18 protein-coding genes are annotated in these 21,835 nt (G+C 51.2%); 2 read left to right on the plus strand and 16 right to left on the minus strand.

Annotated features, from left to right (window positions below):
- Positions 1-3: 3 nt before the first annotated feature.
- Positions 4-1,068, minus strand: a complete 1,065-nt coding sequence (gene ychF / locus CCUR_RS05945) for a redox-regulated ATPase YchF (RefSeq protein ID WP_015778744.1) — start codon at positions 1,066-1,068, stop codon at positions 4-6.
- A gap of 98 nt (positions 1,069-1,166) precedes the next feature.
- Entirely contained in the window at positions 1,167-2,543 is a 1,377-nt protein-coding gene (locus CCUR_RS05950) for a sodium-dependent transporter (protein WP_015778745.1), read from the minus strand.
- Positions 2,544-2,855: 312 nt separating this feature from the next.
- Here CCUR_RS05950 and asnB point away from each other — a divergent pair, with 312 nt between their 5' ends.
- Positions 2,856-4,805 (plus strand): asparagine synthase (glutamine-hydrolyzing), encoded by a 1,950-nt coding sequence (asnB, locus tag CCUR_RS05955; protein WP_015778746.1) that lies wholly within the window; start codon positions 2,856-2,858, stop codon positions 4,803-4,805.
- Positions 4,806-4,984: 179 nt separating this feature from the next.
- On the opposite strand, the gene CCUR_RS05960 is transcribed toward asnB, so the two are convergent.
- On the minus strand, positions 4,985-5,926 hold the full coding sequence (locus CCUR_RS05960; RefSeq protein ID WP_015778747.1) for a glycosyltransferase family 2 protein: 942 nt from the start codon (positions 5,924-5,926) through the stop codon (positions 4,985-4,987).
- Between the two features lie 198 nt (positions 5,927-6,124).
- Here CCUR_RS05960 and CCUR_RS07425 point away from each other — a divergent pair, with 198 nt between their 5' ends.
- Positions 6,125-6,526: a GtrA family protein gene (locus tag CCUR_RS07425; protein ID WP_169302070.1), complete on the plus strand. Its 402-nt coding sequence runs from the start codon at positions 6,125-6,127 to the stop codon at positions 6,524-6,526.
- Here CCUR_RS07425 and CCUR_RS05965 read toward each other — a convergent pair.
- The 13 genes from CCUR_RS05965 to CCUR_RS06025 form a co-directional block, all read right to left on the minus strand.
- Entirely contained in the window at positions 6,419-9,637 is a 3,219-nt protein-coding gene (locus CCUR_RS05965; RefSeq protein ID WP_143711821.1) for a YfhO family protein, read from the minus strand. The genes CCUR_RS07425 and CCUR_RS05965 overlap by 108 nt on opposite strands.
- Before the next feature lie 204 nt (positions 9,638-9,841).
- Positions 9,842-10,219 (minus strand): hypothetical protein, encoded by a 378-nt coding sequence (locus CCUR_RS05970; RefSeq protein ID WP_015778749.1) that lies wholly within the window; start codon positions 10,217-10,219, stop codon positions 9,842-9,844.
- On the minus strand, positions 10,213-11,034 hold the full coding sequence (gene truA, locus CCUR_RS05975) for a tRNA pseudouridine(38-40) synthase TruA (protein ID WP_015778750.1): 822 nt from the start codon (positions 11,032-11,034) through the stop codon (positions 10,213-10,215). The genes CCUR_RS05970 and truA overlap by 7 nt, the downstream gene beginning before the upstream one ends.
- Complete coding sequence (dnaE, locus tag CCUR_RS05980) at positions 11,034-14,531, minus strand: DNA polymerase III subunit alpha (protein WP_015778751.1); 3,498 nt, start codon at positions 14,529-14,531, stop codon at positions 11,034-11,036. The genes truA and dnaE overlap by 1 nt, the downstream gene beginning before the upstream one ends.
- A 244-nt stretch (positions 14,532-14,775) precedes the next feature.
- Positions 14,776-15,177: an ATP synthase F1 subunit epsilon gene (atpC, locus tag CCUR_RS07430; protein ID WP_015778752.1), complete on the minus strand. Its 402-nt coding sequence runs from the start codon at positions 15,175-15,177 to the stop codon at positions 14,776-14,778.
- On the minus strand, positions 15,178-16,617 hold the full coding sequence (gene atpD / locus CCUR_RS05990) for a F0F1 ATP synthase subunit beta (protein ID WP_015778753.1): 1,440 nt from the start codon (positions 16,615-16,617) through the stop codon (positions 15,178-15,180). It abuts the gene before it with no gap.
- Positions 16,618-17,544 (minus strand): ATP synthase F1 subunit gamma, encoded by a 927-nt coding sequence (gene atpG / locus CCUR_RS05995; protein WP_015778754.1) that lies wholly within the window; start codon positions 17,542-17,544, stop codon positions 16,618-16,620.
- 12 nt (positions 17,545-17,556) lie between these two features.
- On the minus strand, positions 17,557-19,131 hold the full coding sequence (gene atpA / locus CCUR_RS06000; protein WP_015778755.1) for a F0F1 ATP synthase subunit alpha: 1,575 nt from the start codon (positions 19,129-19,131) through the stop codon (positions 17,557-17,559).
- A complete protein-coding gene (locus CCUR_RS06005; protein ID WP_015778756.1) occupies positions 19,125-19,703 on the minus strand; it encodes a F0F1 ATP synthase subunit delta in 579 nt (192 codons plus the stop codon). The genes atpA and CCUR_RS06005 overlap by 7 nt, the downstream gene beginning before the upstream one ends.
- Entirely contained in the window at positions 19,693-20,265 is a 573-nt protein-coding gene (atpF, locus tag CCUR_RS06010) for a F0F1 ATP synthase subunit B (RefSeq protein WP_390885241.1), read from the minus strand. Before atpF ends, CCUR_RS06005 begins: the two co-directional genes overlap by 11 nt.
- Positions 20,266-20,344: 79 nt before the next feature.
- A complete protein-coding gene (gene atpE, locus CCUR_RS06015; protein ID WP_015778758.1) occupies positions 20,345-20,563 on the minus strand; it encodes an ATP synthase F0 subunit C in 219 nt (72 codons plus the stop codon).
- Positions 20,564-20,683: 120 nt separating this feature from the next.
- Positions 20,684-21,475 (minus strand): F0F1 ATP synthase subunit A, encoded by a 792-nt coding sequence (gene atpB / locus CCUR_RS06020; protein WP_015778759.1) that lies wholly within the window; start codon positions 21,473-21,475, stop codon positions 20,684-20,686.
- The gene (locus tag CCUR_RS06025) at positions 21,476-21,802 is read right to left on the minus strand and encodes a hypothetical protein (protein WP_015778760.1); all 327 of its coding nucleotides are present in this window, start codon (positions 21,800-21,802) and stop codon (positions 21,476-21,478) included.
- Positions 21,803-21,835 lie beyond the last annotated feature (33 nt).

A 21,835-nucleotide genomic window follows, 5' to 3' on the forward strand; every position in this document is an offset into this window, starting at 1 on the left:
TTTCTATACGTTGAACTTGAAGTGCATGACGTCACCGTCTTGCACCACATAATCCTTGCCTTCTTGACGCAATTTGCCCGCAGCACGGCAACCCGCCTCACCACCAAGTTCGCTGTAGTCGGCAAAGCTTGCTGTCTCAGCCTTAATGAATCCGCGCTCAAAATCGGAATGGATCACCCCAGCTGCTTCAGGTGCCTTGGCACCAACGGGAATAGTCCAAGCACGCGTTTCTGTTTCACCGCTTGTAAAATAGCTCTGCAATCCCAACAGCTTGTACGCTTCGCGCACCAATCGCGCGAGTCCACTTTCAGACAGCCCCAATTCAGCAAGATATTCCTGCGCTTCCTCAGGCTCTAAATCAGCGAGATCAGCCTCAACCTGCGCAGAAATAGGAACGGGCACTGTTCCATCAATTTCAGGCAGATCAGCCGAAAGTGCGTCCTCATCAACATTGGCTATGTACAACATCGGCTTCATGGTTAGCAGGTGCAGATCGTAAATAGCAGCAGTTTCTTCATGTGATAAGCCGAGCGTACGAGCACGATGACCTTCGTTGAGCCCTGCCATTACCTTTTGTGCAACTTCCACACGTGTGGCAAGCGACTTGTCGCGTTTTGCTTCCTTTTCTAAACGAGGCAGCGCTTTTTCCAACGTCGCGACATCTGCCAGTATCAGCTCTGTTTTGATAGTGTCTACATCGCTCTGTGGATCAACCTTACCAGCCACATGTACGACATCTGGATCGGAAAAGAAGCGCACTACTTCGCAAATCGCATCGGTTTCACGAATGTTTGCCAAAAACTGATTGCCCAGTCCTTCACCCTGCGATGCGCCTGCCACTAAACCAGCAATATCAACAAACTCAACCGTAGCCGGCACGATGCGAGCAGGATGATCAATTTCTGCTAAGCGGTTGAGTCGCGCATCAGGCACTGGCACGACCCCCACATTGGGCTCGATCGTCGCAAAGGGATAATTTGCTGCTAAGCCGCCCTTCTTCGTTAACGCGGTGAACAGCGTCGACTTGCCAACATTAGGCAGACCCACGATACCGATAGAAAGCGACATGACAATCTCCTGTTGTGCCTGGTTACTTATATTCTTCGTAACATTATGGAAGCGCCCGCGTTAGTGCAGGCGCTTCCATAATAGCAAATGTGAAAGCCTTAGAAGCTGAACAGGCCAAACTGTGCACCGACATAAGCAACCAGAATAACCACAAGCAGCACCGGCGCTACATATTTGATAATAACCGTCCACGCCTTCTCCAGCTTGAAGTCTGAAGACTGCTTCACCTCTTCGATGATAATGCTCGGCTTCATGATCCAACCGATAAAGATAACCGTCATCAGTGCCACGATAGGCATGAGCACCGAATTCGAAATGAAGTCGAAGAAATCAAGGAGCGTTGAACCTTCGCCCAAAGGCTGAATGAACGAAAGGCCGTTGTAGCCAAGGTTAATGATAATACCTGCGACTACTACCACAAAAACCGTAGTAATAAGAGAGCGACGACGCGACCAACCAGCTCCATCACTAATGATAGAAACGCATGCTTCGATAAGCGAGATAGCACTTGTTAATGCAGCAAAGAACACCAGCAGGAAGAAGGCAAAACCGATAACTGGAGCAATACCACCCATCTGCTGGAACACCGAAGGCAGCGTGATAAACATAAGGGAAGGGCCCGATTTAGCCGCCACTGCATCAGCTGAACCCATGGCGATAAACGCTGCAGGAACAATCATTAAACCGGCAAGAATCGAAACAGCTAGATCAGCACCGCCGATCCATGCCACACTCTTCGTAAGATTTTCCTTCTTACCGAGATATGAACCATACGTAACCATAATGCCCATGGCCAGCGACAAACTGTAGAACATCTGCCCTAATGCGCCAATAAGAAGCTCCGGCGACATTTTGCTGAAATCAGGCGTTAAATAATAGGCAATGCCACCCAGCGCTCCAGGAAACGTTGCCACGTACACAGCAATAGCGACAGCAGCTACCAATAGCAAAGGCATCATAACCAGGTTAGCCTTTTCAATGCCACCCTTAACACCCAACGAAACAACAAGAAATGCCGCAGCCATAAACAGCAGCATAAACAAGAAACTTGAATCAGTACTGTCAATAAAGTTTACGAAGAAATTACCACCGTCAGCCATATCAGCTGGCGAGTTCGTCACATATGACACCATATACTTTGCAACCCAGCCGCCGATGATGCAGTAGTACGGCGTAATAATAAACGGCACTGCCGAGGCAAGTACGCCGATAAAGGTATATTTCTTACCAAACGAGCGAAATGCCCCAATAACTGACTGACCCGTCTTGCGACCAAAAGCCGTTTCAAGCAAGAGCATCGAAACGCCAAAAGTAAATACGAGTACCAGATATGTAAGAATAAAAATGCCGCCGCCATACTTCGCCGCAAGATACGGAAAACGCCACATGTTTCCCAAACCCACCGCACTGGCGGCAGCAGACAGGATAAACATCCATTTGCCCGACCATAAGGCTCGTTCAGTCTTCTGCGTCATGAAACCCTCCTGGGTGTCACTGGAGCTATATTTCCATACAGCTCGAATTAGTATATAAAACCGGCATTATAGATCTCCCAGTGGATAACGGAAAGGCAACATCCACTGTTCGGGGTTATAGATCGCAAAAACGGCACGTCTCCACAATTACAAAAGCAATCGTTACCCACAGAGGACTAAACTGACAAATTGTTTGAAATATCCTACCTGATGCGCTCTATGTTGTTTTAAGCAAGCATGCCGCAAGTGCGCAACCGAAGGATAGAATGTCGTTCGATTACCATTCAAAACCCGATCAGAAGGAATCACACTATGTGTGGCATCTGCGGATTCACAAAAACGAATACGGACAGCGACCAGATTCTCAAAAACATGTGCAACGTCATGGCTCATCGAGGACCCGATGGCGAAGGACGCTATCTCGACGACAATATCGCTTTGGGACATCGCCGCTTGTCTCTGATCGACCTCGAAGGCGGCAGTCAACCAATGGTGCGTTCAACAGGCGATAAAACAGCTCGGGTGACCTCCCCCGCTCGCACGCTTGATGGCGCATTCTGCCAAGACAAACAGTCAGCGGCAGCACGCGGTGATTATGCAATAGTATTCAATGGTGAAATATACAACTACCAGGACCTTCGCGCCGAACTCGAACACGACGGTTGGACGTTTGCGACTCATTCCGACACCGAAGTACTGCTCGTTGCCTATCTGGCGTGGGGAGAAGCGGCACTCCCCCGTCTTCGTGGCATGTTCGCCTTTGCCATCTGGGATAAAAAGACCCACGAATTGTTCTGTGCACGTGACTTCTTCGGTATTAAGCCGTTCTACTACACAGAGCAGCACGGCTCGTTTATCTTCGCTTCCGAGATTAAGTGCATTCTTGAGCACCCTGCCTATACGCGCGAACTCAATGAAGAAGCACTCGAACAGTACTTATGTTTCCAGTTTTCAGCGCTCGACGAAACGTTCTTCAAGGGCATTTTTAAACTTCCTCAGGGTCACTGTTTAACCGTACGTGCCGATGGCACCTGCGATATCAAACGCTGGTGGCGCCCGTCTTTTGCGCCCGATCATGCACACAGTGAAGCCGAAACCGTCCAGGCTATCGATGAAACCATGCGTGAATCGGTGCGCTATCACAATGTCGCGGATGTTGAAGTTGGATCGTTTCTTTCTTCTGGCATCGATTCAAGCTATATGGCTGCCTGCTTGGCTACCGAAAATCCGGCGATTCATACGTTCACCGTGGGCTTTTCTGAATATGAAGGGGAACGTGACGAAATATCTTGGGCACGTGAACTCGCGCAAGAACTGGGCATATCAAACGAAAGTAAGCATATAACCGAACAAGAATACTGGGATGTGCTACCAGCTGTGCAATGGCATATGGATGAGCCATCTGCTGACCCGTCGGCTGTAGCGCTTTACTTTGTCGATCAGTTGGCCGCCAAACAGGTAAAAGCCGTACTTTCTGGCGAGGGAGCCGATGAATTTTTTGGCGGCTATCGCGTGTACGAAACACCACTTGAAAACGCTAAACTCTCGTGGTGTCCAAAACCTATTTTACGAGCAGCTGCAAAATTGTTGCGTGGCTTAGGAATTCGCGGGGCAAATTATCTGGAGAGGGCAAGCGAAACCGTTGAGGACTGGTACTACACAAATGCGAATGGTGTGGCGTTTTCTCCAGATCAGCGGGCACGCTTGCTGAAAAAGACATCGGCCACTATGAAAACTCCTCAGCAGCTGACGGCTCCGGTATATGCTGAAGCATCCAGTCTTGATGAAGTTACGCGTATGCAATATCTCGACCTGCACTTTTGGCTGGTCGGCGACATCCTTCTGAAGACCGACAAAATGGCAATGGCACATTCTCTTGAATCACGGGTGCCGTTTTTGGACAAAGAAGTATTCAATGTTGCTGCTTCTATTCCCACTGCACTCAAGGTAAGCGACCATCAAACGAAGATTACCCTGCGCCAAGCGGCTGAACGTGCCATACCAACCGACTGGGCACAAAAGCAAAAACTTGGCTTTCCCGTGCCCGTTGCTAACTGGCTGAAACAGGACAAGTACTACGGGCTTGTCAAAGGCTGGTTTACTGGCGAGGAAGCACAGCGCTTTTTCAACACCGACGAACTCGTGCGCTTACTCGACGAACATAAAGCGGGCACGCGTGATAACACGCGCCGCATCTGGATTGTCTACATGTTCCTTATGTGGTACCGCATCTATTTTGTCGATCGCAAAAAGCCAGCGTAGCGTTTCATTGCCAATGTAAGATACGAGTCGCAAATCCGCATTCCACATGACTCACAGTCTTCAGAGCGCTTTACTGCAACAGTTGTGCATCACTGGGAGAAACACTCTCTGCATGAGATGCTTTCCCGTATAAGGTTGGCTCTCTGCACAAAGCCCTCGCTGGCAAGACACCTATGAGGTTATTCCTCGTAGCGACGTTCAATGTAAACGGGACGATTCTTTCCTTGTACATATACGCGCGCGAGGTATTCACCAATAATGCCAAGCACCAAAAGCTGAATGCCACCCAACAAGAGAATGAGACACACAATAGTCGTGTAACCAGGAACGTCTATACCAAACGCCAGGTTCTGGATAATCACAACCACAAAGTAAATGACTGCCGCCAGCGACGAAAGAAGCCCCAGCCATGTTGCAATGCGCAAGGGTTTTGTCGTAAATGAAATCACACCATTCAGGGCATACCGTACGAGTTTTGGAAACGACCAGGTCGTTTTACCAGAAAGCCGCTCGGCCGGCGTATAGGGAAATGGTAGCGTACGAAACCCAACCCAGGAAAACAGTCCCTTGGAAAAACGATGATACTCAGGCAACTGCATAAGGGCACGAGCGACTGATGCGCGAAATACCCTAAAGTCACTTGCATCGGCAACAACATCCATATTTGATGAACTACCAAGCACTCGATAAAAGGCACTCGAACACTTTGCCAGCAGCCAACCCTGTCGACGCGCTTTCTGATACGCTGCCACGCAGTCGTATTCAGGCTGGTCGCGCAATACCTGCACCATCTCAAACGCAACGGCTGGCGGCTGCTGCATATCGGCGTCGACAAAGGCCACTATATCGCCAATAGCATGATGAAGTCCGGCATACAGCGCTGCTTCCTTTCCAAAGTTACGTGAAAAAGAAACCGCCTTCACCCGCGCGCGTTCACACGACTTTTCACGCAAGATGCGAAGCATCACCGCAAATGTTGCATCCGAGCTACCATCGTCGATAAACACAACCTCACACGAAACATCATCGGGCTGCAGAGCAAGAGCAGCGACAACCGCATCGAAAAACGGTTCAATATTTCCTTCCTCATTGAATGCAGGAACAATAAAGGAGACAATCATGTGGTGTCCTTGAGTACGTGGTAGCTAGCGCTGCTATTTTACAAGACACGGCAGAGGATGTCTGCGAAACGTATGAAAAGCATCTAGTGCTAAAGATATTAGGGGATCGGAAACCGCATATGAAAAGCTGTGGTGCACAACATCAGCAGTACAGGCCGGCTTTAAGGATGAGGCTATCCCGGTAAGGAAAGGATGTGCATGACCACCGAGACAAACCAAACCGCTGCCCGCAAAACACTTGGGCAGCTTATCCGTTATGGAATTGTGGGCGGAAGTTCTGCCCTTCTTGAACTGGTTATCTTCCAGGGGCTCTCGGTATTTGCTCAGGTCAGTATTCCGGTGGCAAACCTTACCGCCATCACTATTGCCACTATTGCAAACTTTCTTGCTCACCGTGGCGTTACCTTTAAAAGCTCTGCTAATCCGGCGCGAAGCGCTCTTTTGTACTTAGTGCTTTTTGCCTTTAACAGCACGTTTAGTACAGTCGCTATTTCATATATGACTGGTGTCGGCATTATGCCGCTTGTTGCTAAGCTCGCTACTATGGTCTGCATTGTGGCGTGGAACTTCGTGTTGTTTCGCAAGGTCGTTTTCAAGTAAGTGTGGTGAGTGTGACCGTACGCGTGACTGTGAGCATGACGGTACCGACGGACGCGCTATCTGCTTGCGAGTAAGTACATTAGACCCAGATTTTCGCCGCCTAAAATACCATATCGCTGCAAGAGCCATACCTGTCAAGATGCTCAGTCCTGCAGCAAAAGGAAAATAGGGGTTAGCATAGCTCCACTGTACGGTGTGATCCCCCGCATCAAGAAAGACTCCGGCGAATATTCCGTTTACCACAAAGGAATCTGCCGGCTTACCGTCAACTAAGCAGGTCCACCCCTTTTTATAGGGAATTGCTAAAGCCAAAATGCCTGCTTCATCTGTATGAATGGTACCTGTAATGCTGCTTTTTCCGACGGTAAGATCAGCCAATCCATACCGATTTACCGAGTTAGTCCAATCAGCAAGTCGGCTGTATGACCCAAACTCAAGCTGCACATTGTCTACTGTGTACGTTCCCGCAGAAATATTGACCTTGAGAGAGCCTTCCGGTTCGGGAAAACAGAGAGAGTAATTATCGATCGGATACCGCCAGCGATGCGTCTTTCCACCTTGCCAGTACTCTTCGCCATTAACACGGAACGTGAACGATTCTTCCTGTGTATTCTTAAGCGTGAAAGAAAGCAAGCACTCACCACTGCCGAGATTATCGGGAAGATCGATAGTTATCGATCCCCCACCTGAATCAACCTGCAAAATCCCGTTTGAAAGTGAACAATTGTCGAAGTGTGTATTCGAATTATCAAGAGGAAGAACGGTTACCGTCGACTCAAGGGTACCACTTGGCAGCGCGAGGCGATTGGCCACGTCATCGTCAACAACTGCTGTTTGTAGTAAGGCTGCATCGCTTTCTTCAAAACTCCAGGTAGGTGTGCTGCTTTTTGCAGTTGCTGTCGAGTACCATAGATCGATACCGGTAGCATAGCGGTTGCGCCAGATTTCTTTGGTTGACGCGGTGACCTTGTCCATGGTGGTCTTGTCCGCGGTTGTTTTACCCTCAGTCGTTTTCCCTTCGGTTGCCTCGTCGCTTGAAGGGGCATTCGTCTGAGAAGTATTTGTATGCGAGATATTTGTCTGGCTAGCGTTCTCATTCGAAGCATCTTGAGCACCAAGTACCTGGGAAGTATCGCCGAGCGATTCGTGACTGCTATCATCAAGTGGCTCATACCCATAGAGATTGCTCGCTTCGGTGGTGTTGAATTTATACTCAATACCCCATGCGTTCTCAATAAAAAGTCGATGCCCAAACCCACGATACTGGGAGGCTGACCGCGTTGTCGGAGTTACCTGCCGCTCGCGCTTGATCCACTGGCTAATATCCTTGGTGATCAGGGAATTGTAAACACTCACTGGATGAGTGCCCAGGATCCACGAACGATTTTCAAAGCGACGATAGTTAGCATCATCTTGATAAGTTTCTTCATCTGCTGTACGGAAGAACGTATTGTTAGCATCAATAGAGTCGGTGCCAGAATTAGCATCAACACCAGCATTAGCATCAGTATCAATCTGAACATGAGCTGCAACCCTGGGTTCGGTCTTAGTCTTGACCCCAGCTTCAAATTCAGCCCCAGCCTGAGCCAAAAGGCGATATGTCTCTTGATTGCTCGTGTCGCCTTCAAATGTTTTGTTAAGTTGTTCGGGCGACGAAAAGGTAACCGCTCCACCCATATCGCGAAACCCTGCATAGGCCGCATATGGTCCAAATGGCATAGCCAACAAAACCGCACCAGCAAGTAGTGCCAATGCCGCTGCCGAAAGAGGCACTCCATGCACTCGAGCTGCCCCATTTGTTTGCTGTCGTGTTCCTTTGAGCAAAATAACTGCGATAAAGGCAACTTGCAGCCCAAAAAATACCAAGTCAGATATACCAAGGAGCTGGAACACATAACCCGGCGCACCGCTGAGATCTTGTACTCGCACATTATGGGTTGCCAAAACAACAAGTGCCAGCACAGCCAACCCAACAAAAACCACTGGACGAACAGCTCGAATACCTTTTGTTGCAAGGCATTCAATCCAATCGGGCACCGCATAGGCCACTGCAAACACCACGAGATAGCACCAGCGGTTTGACGGGTACGATAAGCCGTTCATCAAGCTTGATACAACCGGCAGTAACCAGAGCAAAACAAGAAGCGCCGCAAAAATAGTCCTCTTGCGCCCAGCTGGTGACAAATGTTTGAACAGAAATGGTGCCAACATAGCAATAAGAGGAAATGCATACGTCTGCGCATCATTTGCCGAAAACATACCCCCCTTGAAAAACAGAATCTCCGGCAATGCTTTCACAAAATGCAGCGACGGAAAAATACCCACCTGCAGGGGAACTTGCGCACGATCAGCTGAAAGTAATGCAATGACAGAGGGAATAAAAGCAATTGATGAAAGCAGGATAGCACCTATCGCTACCAGCGCCAACACACCAAGACGTCGCAGATATCCGCGAATAAAAGCAGCCCATTTCTGCCCGTTTTCTCCACGATAGGCAAACACCAGCGCAAACAAGATGCAGAACACGCACACAATGTAGCCAAAGTAAAAATTACTCGCAATAGACAGCGCGAGCACAAGGCAAAGTGGCATCCACGAACCGGTGCGATTCCAGCGATTAAAAGCCATAACCAAAAGCGGCGGCCACAGCATGGCGTCGGTCATAAAGTCAAAAGCTACTGAATTATCGATGTACCAGAATGAACAGCCATACAGGATGCCAGCTGTTAGAGCAGCAAGGCGACCCTTTCCTTCACGCCTGATAAGAAGATACATGAACAGCATGCAGAGAATCTGCTTAATAATGCTGAACACCACGCGCCATGCTTGAGTAGTGGCGAAATCCCCACCTGCGGCGCCAAAAAGCCATTTGATACTGAATTGCAGGTAGAAAAGGGGCGACGTCGAATAATAATACGAAAACTCAGAAAAGAGATCGCCGCCCAGGCCGTAATCCCACGACCAGAAAAACGTGCCATCCATCAGGCTTCGCTCGAGTAGTGATACAGCAGGAATCAACTGGGCTGACGCATCACCACCGTCGTAAGTAAATCCCACGAAGGGCAAGCCTGCAAACTGAGGCAAAAACAAAAAGTGTAACATAAGCGCCATACACAGAAATATAAGGAGCACTGCCACAGGTGAAGCAGCGCGGTGTATCAATCCTGCAAGACAATGGGTAGGGCGCTGTCGAACCTGCTTGGCCTGTTGGATAGGTGAAACCCTTCGAGAATGTTGAACTTGTTGCGCAGCGGGTCGCTTTGCAGAAGGCTGTCTGGCATACAGACTGTTCGTTTGCACGGCGTGCGCCCTCACTTATGCCAGCCTTGTTGGATCAATTGCCGTGAGGTGTCCTGCGGCATCTTCATATACCAAAATAAGACCGTCACGCGAACTGTAAAAGTGTTTGAATCGTGCCGCTTCAGTCTGCGGAGATGCAGACTGGTCTGTTTCAGCAGCGTCAGCAGAACAGGCAGTCCTGTGCGCCTGCGATGATGCTGAATGACCCTGATTGTCCTGGCAATTTTGGCCGTACTCACCCCTAGAGCCCGACACCTTACACGTGCTGTGTGTCGCCTTGCCGCTGTGCTCACCCTTGTCGCTGTGTGCCCGGTCAGCAGCCGCCTGCACACTCGCCTTTATCTGACGAGATGCTTTAAAGGTATGTTCTTTATGGGTGTGATGCTTTACCATGTTGAGCTTCCTTCCCGCCAGAAACCGTCAGATGGCAAGACGTTGCCGTAATCAACGTCCCAAAACACTAGGCCTGCTGCCGGAGCCTTTTCCCCAGCTGCTGTGCGGTCACACGCTGCGAGTACTTCGGCCATCCAGCTTGGTGGACGCAAACCGCGTCCTACCGCTACAAGCGTACCAGCTATCGTCCGCACCATCGAGTGCAGAAATGAACTGCCAATGATATCGATGCAGACCACTTCATCGCCTAAAACCTCAATGCGCTCAACAGTAAGTGACAGCACTTCGCGCCGTGTGGGCTTTCCTGCAGCTGACACCGCCAAGCAGAAACTCTTGAAGTCGTGTTCGCCCACAAGATAAGCGGCGGCGGCAGTCATAGCGTTCGCATCAAGCGACACACCACCGCGCACTTGCCAGCAAAAATCGCGCATAACAAGCGGCGGCACCGATCCATCGCTGATAAAGTAACGATAATGGCGGCTCTTGGCATCAAACCGCGCTGAAAAGCCATCCGGTGCGCGGCGAAGCTGCCGTATTCCAATAGCATCATGCGTCAGCGCATTAAGCGATCGTATCAGAGAATGTGGAGTATGGCTGGCAAGCTCTTCAGGTGTCACCTCGAATGTCACTACCTGCCCCCGAGCGTGGACACCTGTATCGGTTCGACCAGCGCACACCGTTTCGACCTCGCGGCGATACAACAACGAAAGCGCTTCTTCAAGAGAGCCCTGAACGGTTAAAAGGTCCCCTTCTTGACGGGCAAACCCATGGAAAGGTGCCCCGTTATACGATATAAGCAGCGCGATGGTTGCCATTAGGATGCGGCACTCCAAACCTTGCGTCCGAAGAGACTCTGCAGTTCGCCAAAGAGTGCTTTATCATGCGAATCAACCGTAAGGGGAAGATTTGCCCGATATTTGCGTCCATCATGTTGGCTCACGAAAAGTACGAGACTATCCTGACCAGGATACTTACGCAGTATCTGCGTAAGGAACTGCATGTTGCTTTGCGATAGGTCGCGCTGCATCACCGAAAGCGCTACGGTACGCGGCGCAACATCAGTTGGCTCATCAGCAAGATCCAACCGTTCGACTTCGAAAGCCATCAGCTGGTTGCGATCGCCTACTTCGTACTTACCCTTCACCTTAACGATGGTGTCCTCAGCAATAGCATTGGCGAAGTCTTCGTATTTGAAACAAACTGCCTCAACATGACCCGTGGTGTCCTCAAGGGTAAATGTAGCCATACGGGTTCCCTTTTTTGTCAGCTTTGTCACTACACTCGATATCATGCCGACAAACGTTGCGTTTTTAATATCGTGCTCGCGATCGGCAAGGTCGCCCAACCGAAACTTCGACAACTTACTCAACAGCCCAGCATACGGACGCAGAGGGTGGTCGGACACGTAGATCTTCAAGATATCCTTTTCAAAGGCAAGTAGCGTGCGCTTGTCCCATTCCACCCCATCGGGCGCAGGTGTTTCCTCCGAAAATCCTGAGTCATCGCTGTCGCCAAACAAGTCAAACATGCTCGTTTGCCCGCAGTTGCGGTCTTTCTGGCGCTTGGCAGCGCTTTCAAGCAGTGGCGTTTCGTCGATGAAGTACATCAGCTGCTTGCGCGTATAGCCAGTGGAATCGAACGCCCCTGCCTTGATAAGAGCTTCAAGCGTTTTGCGGTTATAGCAGCGCGAATCAAGGCGGTGTACAAAATCATGCAGGCTTGTGTATGGTCCATGCGTATCGCGCTCGGCGATGATTTCTTCAACCACCTTTTCGCCTACACCACGCACGCCAGCAAGACCAAAGCGCACTCCTTCATCGGTGGGAGTGAATTCGACATTTGAACTATTGATATCAGGGGGCAGTACCTGAATCCCACTTGCCGCACAACTGGCAATGTAATGAATCAGCTTATCGTTGTTCCCCAGATAGCTTGACAGCACAGCCGCCATAAATTCATTCGGATAATGAGCTTTAAGATAGGCTGTGCGCATAACGAGTACGGCATAACAAGCCGAATGCGACTTATTGAACGCATACTGGGCGAACTTTTCAGCATCTGACCAGATCTTTTTCGATACCTCAAGCGAATACCCATTATCGACTGCCCCTTGGTTCCAATCCTCTTCAAGGGCCTTCATAACTTCGAGCTTCTTTTTACCCATAGCTTTGCGCAGCTTGTCAGCCTTACCAGCCGAAAAACCACTCATACGCATGGATATCTGCATGAGCTGCTCTTGATAGACAATCGTGCCATAGGTTTCTTCAAGAATCGGACGCAGGCGGTCATCGTAATACACGACCTGGCTTTTCCCTGACACACGGTCAACATAGTCATCCACAAAGCCATTCTGCAACGGGCCCGGACGATTAAGTGCAATCGAAGCAACAATGTCGGAAAAGCGCCGTGGCTTCATACGTGCGAACAACGTAACGTATAGATTGCCCTCCACCTGGAACAGGCCATCCATGTTGCCGCCGCACATAAGTTTGAATGCTTCAGGGTCTTCCAACGAGATGGCAGAAGGATCGATATCAATGCCGTGACGCGCTTTCACGTTGTCACAAGCACGACTAATAACGCCTAAGGTACGTAACCCCAGAAAGTCCATCTTGAGCAAGCCAAGCTCAGGTGTGTAATGACCGTCGTACTGCGTGATAATGCCACCGCCCTTGGTGTCACGCTTGACAGGCACATGGTCGGCTAATGGATCGCGACAGATAATCGTGGCGCAGGCATGCACACCCTCACCACGCACGTGTCCTTCAATGGACTGCGCAGCATCAATAACGGCCTGGGCATCCGCTTCGCTTTCATAAGCTGCTTTCAAGTCGGGATTTGTCTCCAGTGCCTGCTGAATGGTAATACCCAATTCGTTGCCAATAAGCTTACACAGGCGATCGCCCACGCCATACGGATACCCCAGTACGCGGGCTGCATCGCGAACAGCATTTTTTGCCTGCAGCTTACCGAAGGTGATCACACCACTAATATGGTCTTCACCGTAAAATTCGCGCACGTGGTCAATAACGTCTTGTCGATGCTGGTCGTCAAAGTCAACGTCGATATCAGGCATCTCGACACGTTCTTCGGAAAGGAAACGTTCGAACAGCAGTCCATACGGTAGCGGGTCGAGGTCGGTAATGCCCATGGCATACGTAACGATAGAGCCAGCTGCCGACCCACGACCGGGTCCAACACCAATACCGTGATCCTTTGCCCACATAATGTATTCCTGCACGATAAGAAAGTATGCAGGAAAGCCTTGTTTGATAATAACCTGCGCCTCGTGCTCGTACCGTTCGGCCACTTCAGGACGCACTTGAGCAAGCTCCTGGAAGGTCTGTACCTTACCTTCGCCATAGCGGCGCACCAGGCCCGATTCACACTGCTTGCGAAACCAACTGACCTCAGTTTCGCCCTCGGGCACCGGAAAGCGCGGAAGAATCGAATCGCGTTCGAGCACCACGTTGCATTTTTCAGCAATCTCGACCGTGTTGTCGCATGCCTCAGGAAAATCGGCAAGCGCTGCACGCATCTCTTCTTCCGTTTTCATATAGAACTGGTCGTTCGAAAACCGCATGCGGTTTGTGTCATCCACCTGGCTACCGGTGCCGATACACAAGATGATGTCCTGCGCCTTGGCATCGTCGTGCGTCAGATAATGAAAGTCGTTAGTAGCAATTGTTTTAAGGCCGCATTCCTTCGCGATCTGCGACAACTGTACATTTAATTCATGCTGCGTATGGCCGAGGTCGGTAACGACACCCTGATCTTGCAACTCAAGATAGAAATCGCCCGGCTCAAACAACCCCGCCAATTTACGGGCCCACGACATGGCGTCTTCATACTGACCCAAATCAAGCAGGCGCGGAATAATGCCTGCTATGCATGCACTGGTGCCGATAAGACCTTTACTGTAGCGCTTAAGCATCGCAAAGGTTGTGCGCGGCTTATAGTAAAAATTGTCCACGTGCGATTCACTGACAAGCTTAACTAGGTTGTGGTAACCCTCATTCGTCTTAGCCAGCAAAATCATGTGATACAGACGGGGCTTGCCTTCGCGCTTTAATTCATCGTCGGTCGTGAAATATATCTCGCAGCCAAAGATCGGCTTCACCTTTATGCCGGTTTCCTTTTCGACGGAAATGCAGGCATCTTCAAGTTCGGGCACACCGCTCATCACACCATGGTCGGTAATGGCCACAGCAGGCATGCCCAGATCAGCGGCACGCTGTACCATATCTTTCACGTGAGTTGCCCCATCGAGCAGGGAATATTCCGTATGATTATGCAAGTGTACGAATGCCATGTGCGCGCCCTTATCCTCCCGTTTTCTTCTTCGTTATCATAACAGCCACGCGCCGACGAACCGCATGGATTCAGATGGAGTTTTCACGCAGTCATGCAGATTGAAAGAATCAAAAAAAAGAACGCCTCCGCGCTCTGCGGAGACGTTCCCTTACATGATATGTGTCAGTGAAATCGAAAGACCCAACCAACTGTCCATTTGAATACAGCTGAAAAAACTCAACCGCAAACCAAATCGTCAAATCTTAAGCAGCAGCATGCTCAAGTACGCGGTACCATCCAAGATCAACTTCAAGCAGATCACGATGCGCCTCGTCAGATTCTGCCTCAATACGAGACGTCAGATCGGCTATCCGTGTCTGCACTTCGTCAAGGTTGATATCTTCAACAGACTGTGCCCGGTCGGCAAGGATAATCACTTTTTCGCCAGTCACCTGTACATAGCCGCCCTGCAGTGCATACGTATGAGCAACGGTACTCGCATCAGACAGCACGCGCACTACCCCATCGGCAAGTGTCGACATCAGCTGAGCGTGTCCGGGCAAAAAGCCCATTTCACCTTCTTTACCAGGAACAACCACCATGTAGCATTCCTCGGTAAAGAGCTTTTTCGCCGGAGTGACTATGTCACAGGTGAGCGTAGACATCTAGTTCTCTTCCTTCTTCAGTTCCTCGTAGGCGGCGTATACGTCCTCGATAGCGCCCTTGTAGCGGAAGCACTGCTCGGGAATTTCATCGCACTTACCGTCGAGAATTTCTTTGAATGAACGGACCGTATCCTCCATCTTCACGTAGATGCCAGGGTTACCCGTAAACTGCTCGGCTACGTGGAACGGCTGACCCAAGAACTGCTGCACCTTACGCGCACGGTTAACCGTGAGCTTCTGTTCTTCAGACAGTTCGTCCATACCTAAGATGGCGATAATGTCTTGCAGATCTTTATAGTTCTGCAGAATCTGCTGTACACCAACTGCTACATCGTAGTGCTCTTGACCCACAATAGCGGGCTCAAGGGCGCGAGACGTGGACTCCAGCGGGTCAACTGCCGGATAGATGCCCAGCTCGGCAATGGAGCGGTTCAGAACGGTCTTAGCATCGAGGTGCGTAAACGTTGTCGCAGGCGCCGGGTCCGTCAAGTCGTCGGCAGGCACGTAGACAGCCTGTACCGACGTAATTGAGCCAACGTTGGTCGACGTAATACGTTCCTGCAAGTCGCCCATTTCCGTAGCCAGCGTCGGCTGATAGCCTACGGCAGACGGCATACGACCGAGCAGAGCGGACACCTCGGAGCCAGCCTGTGTAAAGCGGAAAATGTTGTCGATAAACAACAACACATCCTGGCCCTGATCGCGGAAGTACTCAGCTTCTGTTAAGCCAGCTAAGCCAACGCGCAGACGCGCTCCCGGCGGTTCGTTCATCTGACCATACACCAGGCAGGTCTTGTTGATAACGCCTGCTTCGCTCATTTCCAGATAAAGGTCGGTACCTTCGCGGGTGCGCTCACCGACGCCGGTAAATACTGATGTACCACCGTGTTCCTGAGCGAGGTTGTTGATGAGTTCCTGGATAATAACCGTCTTGCCAACGCCAGCGCCACCGAATAGACCGGTTTTACCACCGCGGATAAAGGGCTCAATCAGATCGACAACCTTAATACCGGTTTCGAAGATCTCGGTCGTGGTTGTCAGCGTATCGTATTCAGGAGCGGGATGATGGATAGGCATGCGGCGTGCAATGTCGGGCATCGGCTTGCCGTCGACAGGTTCGCCGACAACATTCCAAATGCGGCCGAGCGTCTGCTCGCCCACCGGCATCATAATAGGATTGCCAGTATCCTGGACTTCCATACCACGCACCAAACCATCGGTTGATGACATGGCAACGGCACGTACCAGGTCGCCCGGAAGGTGCATCTGCACTTCCAGTACAACATGTACCTCGCCAATGGGAGTGGTGCCTGAAACCGTCAGCGCGTTGTAGATGGCGGGCATGGCATCCCGCGGGAATTCGACATCGACAACAGGTCCGACGATACGGACGATACGTCCCATGGCCCCCTTCGTGTTGTTCTTGGTTTCTTCAGCCATTTAATCCTCCAAAGCTGCTGCGCCACCGACGATTTCGTTGATCTCGGTTGTAATGGCGCCTTGGCGAACGCGGTTATAGTAACGCTCGAGCGTTTCCACCATTTCGTTCGCGTTATCGGTTGCTGACTTCATCGCATTGCGGCGAGCACCCTGCTCACCAGCTGCGCTGTCGATCAGTGCATGGTAGATCATCGTGTTGACATAAGCAGGAAGCAGTTGATCGAGAACACCAGAAGCGCTTGGCTCGAAGATAATATCTCCGGCAATTTCCCCTGATTCTTCGTTGCTCACCAGCGCAGCGGCTGCAGCTTTAGCTGCCTCGCTTGTTTCAGCAGCTAAGCTCTGAGCATCGATAGGCAGAATAACTTCTTGCCGTAATACCTGTTCAGCTGCATTCTTAGCATGGTTATACACGATAACAACCTTATCGAAGTCCCCCGCTGTGTAACCACTTACGGCGCGATTAGCAATAGAGCGAGCTTCTTCGATTGTCGGATCGGCGGAAAGGTCTTTAAAGACCATCTCCAGTGCAATGTTGCGGAATTCGAAGTACGAAATAGCCTTCTTACCGCACGCAATAACACTCGTGTCGATGCCTGCAGACACATTGGCCCGCACCAGCTTTTCGACGGTGCGCAGCACCTCCGAATTGAAGCCACCAGCCAAACCGCGATCGGAAACAACAGCAATCAGCAGCATACGCTTTGTTTCGCTGTGTTCTTGTAAAAGCGGATTATCCGAGCTCCCTGCACTGTCTGCGACATTCGCCAGCATTTCGGCCATGGATTCGGCATACGGGGTCGCTGCATCCACGCGTGCCGAAGCGCCACGGATTTTAGCGGCCGCCACCATTTCCATGGTACGCGTAATCTGCTTCGTCGAGGTGACGGAGTTGATGCGCCTTTGTATGTCGTGTAGGTTGGGCATGTGTGCGCCGCCTTACTCGGCCGAAGGAGCGAATTGCTTCTTGAAGGCCTCGATCGCCTCGTTTGCCTCGTGCTTGATTTCGTCGGTCCACTTTTTAGCCTCGCGCAAATCGGCGAAGACAGATGTATGGGACGTACGAATATAGTCAAGCATTTCGGTGCGGAAGCGCGTGATGTCCTCAACGAGCACATCATCCAGATAGCCTTCGTTACCAGCATAGATCGCACAAGCCTGCTCTTCGAACGGCATCGGCACATAGCGACCCTGCTTGAGCAGTTCGGTCATACGAGCGCCACGAGAAAGCTGTTGCTGGGTCGACTTGTCCAGGTCACTACCAAACTGAGTAAAGGCCTGCAGTTCGCGATAGGCAGCCAAGTCAAGACGCAGAGAACCTGCAACTTGCTTCATCGCCTTCGTTTGAGCAGATCCACCAACGCGTGATACCGAAATACCAACGTCAACAGCGGGGCGCTGACCCTGGAAGAACAGATCGGTAACCAGGAAGATCTGACCGTCGGTAATCGAAATAACATTCGTTGGAATGTAAGCAGATACGTCGCCAGCCTGGGTTTCGATGATCGGTAGAGCCGTCAGCGAACCGCCACCGTTTTCATCGGACATCTTAACTGCACGCTCCAACAGGCGCGAATGCAGGTAGAACACATCGCCCGGATAGGCTTCGCGTCCCGGCGGACGGCGCAGGGTCAGCGACATCTGACGATAGGCCACTGCCTGCTTGGACAGGTCGTCATAAATAGCAAGCACGTGACCGCCCGGATTGTCCTTGGATGCCGGCTTGCCATCCTTGCCGTTGTAGATGAAGTACTCGCCGATAGCGGCACCAACCATCGGAGCCAGATACTGCAGCGGAGCAGAATCAGCAGCGGTAGCCGATACGACAATCGTATAGTCCATAGCGCCATGGCGCTCGAGCGTTTCAACGATACCAGCAACGGTAGATGCCTTCTGACCAACCGCCACGTAGATGCAGATCATGTTCTGATCTTTTTGATTAATGATGGCGTCAATCGCAATGGCCGTTTTACCCGTTTGACGGTCGCCAATGATCAGCTCACGCTGACCACGACCAATGGGGATCATCGAGTCGACAGCCAAAATACCCGTTTGCATAGGCTCGCTTACGGGCTGACGCGAAATAACGCCAGGAGCCTTGAATTCAACGGGACGTGTTGCGGTCGTCTTGATGGGACCCTTGCCGTCAATCGGCATGCCCAAAGCATTAACCACGCGGCCGCACATTGCGGGGCCAACGGGAATCTCGACGATTCGACCAGTAGTCTTTACTTGGTCGTTTTCTTTGATTGCGGTGACGTCACCAAGCAATACGGCGCCGACTTCCTCTTCTTCGAGGTTCTGAGCCATACCATAGACGATCTGACCAGCAGATCCGGTGAACTCAAGAAGTTCACCAGCCATGGCATCTTTGAGGCCATCAATGCGGGCAATACCGTCGCCAACCTGGATAACTGTGCCAACTTCGCGTGCCTCAACACTGGTGTCAAGGGCATCGAGCTGCTTGCGCAGGGCATCGTCAATAGACTGTGCGGTGATTTCAGTCACTAGCATTCACCTCCATCAGTGGTCTCTTTTAGCGCGTTACGAGCAGTATCAAGCAGCGTGTTCACACTCGCATCAATACGCTTGCCATTTGCGCTCATGATGATGCCGCCCAGCAGATGCTGGTCGATTGTCTCGTTTAAGACAATCTTTGTGCCGAAATCGGCGGCGGCTTTATTTTTAATTACCTCGCGCAGGTGGTCATCGAGCGCGACATGTGTTGTCACATCGACAACAGTGACATCGAGCTTCTCGGTAATTAGACCCTCAAAGGTATTTGCTATGCGCGGCAGGATGTCAAAGTCGCCCCGCTCGGCAGCAACACCTAAGGTACTTACGAGAAGCGGATGACACGCGGCGAAGACCTTCTTTATGAGCTCAGCGCGATCGTGTGGCGAATACTCCGGATCGTTCATTGCATCGGAAAGCTCCACATGAGAGCGATCATACAGAAGGATCACATCGAGTTCAGAACGAACCCGTAGCACCGCATCTAAACCGCCATCAGCCATAAGCGTATCGATAAGTGTCGATGCGTACAATTCGGCTTCTGCCTGTTCCACGCGACGGTTACCGGGCATTGAAACTACCTGCCTCGTTTACATAGCGCTCGATAAGGGCGCGATGTTCATCGTCAGACAAATCACTTCCGATGAGCTTCGAAGCGACTGCGATCGACACGTCGGCCACCGAACCCTGCAGTTCGGCAATCGCAGCCTTCTTTTCGGCATCGATGGCAACTTGTGCCTTCGCAATCATGTCAGATGCTTCCCGCTGCGCTTGAGCCGTAATATCAGCCTTAGCCGCCGTACCGGCAGCCTTTGCATCGGCAACAATCTGCGCGGCAGTTGCCTTAGCCTCGGCGAGTTCCTGCTTGTACTGTGCAAGCACGCGCTCGCTTTCCTGGCGGGCTTCTTCGGACTTTTCAAGCGATTCCTTGATCGTGTTCTCGCGCTTGACCAGCATCTTGTCAAACAAGGGCCAGCCAAATTTCGCAAGAATAATCCAAAGGATAATGAAGGCGACGAGCATCGGGATGAATTCGTCCATCACCGGCATGATCGCTTCAATGCCACTTGCCGCAAATGCGGGCACAGGGCACAAAGCCGACGCAGCTACCGCAGCGAATGCGCCACTGGCAATGATGCGTTTGCCGTTCTTGATGTTCAACTTGCCTGCCTCCTTTTCCTTTCCTCGAAAGCGGCTATCCAAAGAAAGCCTGCTAGCCGATGAAGAAAAGGACCAGGCCGATAAGCGCGAGCGCCTCGGACATGGCAGCGCCAATGAAGAAGTAGCCCATAAGCTGACCCTTCATTTCGGGCTGGCGGGCAGCTGACACGCACAGGCCGTACGTGGCAATGCCAATGCCGATGCCAGGGCCGATGGCTGCCAGACCGTAGCCGACAACCTTCAGTGTGGCGAGCGCAAGAGTGATATCCACAATTACCTCCTTTAGGCGGATTCGAAAGCCTTTCCTCCGAACCCTTCTTACTTATGACCCAGCTGCAATACGTACATCAGCTGAAGCACCAATTAAACCTGACCCACAAAGGCCAGCCCCCTAGTGGGGATGCACAGCCATCCCGATATAGGATGATGTGAGAATAGCGAATACGTACGCCTGAAGAAACGCAACAAGCGTTTCAAGCGAGTACATAAACAAGAGCAGTGCAAACCACACGATACCGGTGACACCGGTAGCCAGACCGCCATTCATAAGGAACGTGTACTGCATAAACACGGTCGTTGCAATAGAGAACACGCCGAGGATCATGTGTCCCGCCAGCATGTTGCCGTAAAGTCGCACAGCAAGCGTCAGCAGACGCAGAATAAGCGAAAATGCTTCCATAGCCCAAATAATGGGTTTCATTGGGCCAGGTACGGCGCTCGGGCAGATACTTTTGAGATAGCCACCTAAACCTAGCTTCTTAAAGCCATAGAAATTAAAGTAAATGAATGAAATAAGTGAAAGCGCCCAGGTAATGGAAATGGTACCGGTAGCGGCCTTCGACCCAGGAATCAGGCCAATAAAGTTAGCAGTGAGAATAAATATAAAGAGAGTAGCAAGAAACGGGATATGCTGCTTGAATCCCTCGCCAATAACATCGCGACCAATGGAATCGCCCACAAAGCCATAGAGGTATTCGAGAATGGCGGTTGGCTTGCTGTGTGGAATCATCTGCAACTTGCGTGCACCCACCAACACCATCAGCAATACCAATGCCAAAATAATGAACATATACAATGTGTACTGGGAAATGTTCCATCCACCGATGGCAAAAACGGTCTGCGAATCGAAGGTAGGAGCAAGATGCTGTGCCTGCGATACGAATTCTTGCAAGGCCTCGCCCATTTATCCTCTTCCCCTTTGCTCTTTATCTGTCTGTGTGTGACCAATCACACGGTTGCGCCACATGAAGTACACCGAAGTGACCCCCACGAACGCCACAATCTCAACAATCCCAAACAGCAGCACGCTTTCGCGTGCGATGCGCGATACCGCGAATAGGGCGCCTCCCAGCACAATCAGCGAGAAAAAGACCCCGATAAGGCCTTGTCCCGCTGCTTCAAGGACAAGCGTCGACTGAGAGCGACGCGACAGTTTGAGTGCGCCCCACAGGGGGGCAAAACCCAACAGGGCAGCCAGGATGCCGCCAACGATGCTCATCGCAGCCTGCACGCCCGGACTTCCCCTTCCTCAATGTGCCTAACC

The organism is Cryptobacterium curtum DSM 15641, from assembly GCF_000023845.1.
GTDB lineage: Bacteria > Actinomycetota > Coriobacteriia > Coriobacteriales > Eggerthellaceae > Cryptobacterium > Cryptobacterium curtum.